The sequence below is a fragment of the Sinorhizobium sp. P24N7 genome, assembly GCF_042436655.1.
In the GTDB taxonomy this organism is placed as follows: Bacteria; Pseudomonadota; Alphaproteobacteria; order Rhizobiales; family Rhizobiaceae; genus Sinorhizobium; species Sinorhizobium meliloti_A.
Window position 1 is genome coordinate 1 of the sequence record NZ_JBHMIW010000043.1, and the last position, 1,776, is coordinate 1,776.

Here is a 1,776-nt window from a genome sequence, read left to right on the forward strand (position 1 = left end):
GTCGTATGTCGTGGGGATCCACAGCGCCACCTATAGCCGGGCGGATGGTGTCGTTAAGCAGGTCGGTTTTCTGTGGGCACCGAACTGGACGTTCCTCTTCATGGTGCTCTTGCCGCTATTTTTCGCGTTCGTGATAGAGCTGCTGGTCTTCTGGAAACATGACGCGCGCTTCAGGCTCGTAGCGCAGGGCGACCGGTTGGAAAGCGACGATGCCTGGACGCGCAACGTTCAAGCTTATTCGTACACATACTGGGCAGTTTTCTTGATCTGCGTTTTGTTCGCGGGTCTTTTTCAGTGGATCGGCGTGTGTTTGATCCCGTTGATCAACGGCGGTGGCAACTATGCGGTAGATTGGGGGAAGTTAGCCATTGTGCACCCTGAAGTCATATCAGTGCCGATGACCATTGTGTTCACAGGTCTCGCATATCTGTACATGTGCCTCTGCTTTTATCTTTTTTTCGCGGGCCTCATTCTGCTTCATACGATCGTCCATGATCTTTGGAGAATTGAAGAGGCGTCAACGATGCGACCGGTGGAACATCGGCGCCAGGGCGGTGAAATCGGCCTTAGGGTGATGCGGGGAATTTTCCGGTGTACTGTCCTGGGTGTTCTGGTCGCCATATGCATGAAGGTCCAAAGCTCTTACCTGAGCTCGAACGGAGGAGATATCGTGACCTGGATAGCCCACGATATGTCTTCGGCCCTATATGAGCGCCACGACGGCGGCAATAGCTTCAGCTATAGAATGCCAACGCATTACAGCAGCCTTCTAGTCGCCATTTCGACCTGTGTCGTATTTCTGTACGGTTCCATCCGCTTGGGTGCCGGAAGGCGGTTTCGCGTGCCTCTATGGAGGATGTCTGCAGTCGTAGGGTTGCTCGTTGCCAGCTACTTGTTGATCGATGCCTTTGAGGGCTTTTCGATCCTCGTCGGCGTTGGAGTGCTGCTCGCGACATACGGCCTCTTTGATCCAGAGTTTCGGCGATGGCGAGCAAGCGAGTTAGGAAGCAACCAGAGTGTATCATAATTGGCTTGATCGTTGGGACGAGCGGCGGGCGCGGCGCGGTGAGGAAGCGAAGAAAGTAACGGATTTCATCCTCGACGCCGGACGGGCCTTCCCGGGCGAGAAGAGGATAGAAACTATCGACGAGTTTTGTGTCCTTGCGGACCAGGCCCTGTCTGATTCAGGCTTTTACGATGAGCCGAGCGGGAGCAGTCAGGGCTTTGAAAGGCACGATGGGTGGCTCAGATTTCCATCGGACATTTCTACAGACGTCGAAGAGAACAACGTCGTTTGGGCAAAAATCACCGAGAGCGGATCGCTCGATCAGGGATTGGTGATTTTTCATCACTGGAATGCCAGCGCCCGAAATCGTCAGATTGCCAAGTTTTTCTCGCAGCGTGGGATCACGGTTGTCGAGATTGCTATGCCTTATCATTTCGAGCGCAGCCGTCCCGGCTCGCTGTACGCCGATTATATGCTTAGTCCGAATCTCGGCCGAACGATCCAATCTGTAAGGCAGGCCGTATGGGACGGGCGAAAGCTCATCCGCTGGCTGAAGAGCGAAGGCTATCGAGAGGTCTCGGTTCTCGGCATGAGCCTTGGCTCATGGGTTGCGGGATTGGTCGCTGCGCATGATCCGGGTGTATCGAAGGTCTCGTTATTTTTGACGGCGGGTAGTCTCGCAGACATGGTTTGGACGGGGCGCGCGACTCGATCGATACGTGATAGCCTTGAGCCTGTAATTGAGCTCGCCGATCTCCGAAGGGCATGGG

2 protein-coding genes are annotated in these 1,776 nt (G+C 54.8%); both read left to right on the forward strand.

Going from position 1 to position 1,776, the window contains the following annotated elements:
* On the forward strand, positions 1 to 1,027 hold a 1,027-nt coding region (locus tag ACFHWW_RS33720; protein ID WP_379943680.1), incomplete at its 5' end, for an RcgA family putative transporter.
* The coding region (locus ACFHWW_RS33725) for an RcgR family putative quorum lactone hydrolase (protein WP_379943682.1) at positions 1,017 to 1,776 on the forward strand (760 nt) is incomplete at its 3' end. The genes ACFHWW_RS33720 and ACFHWW_RS33725, both read left to right, overlap by 11 nt.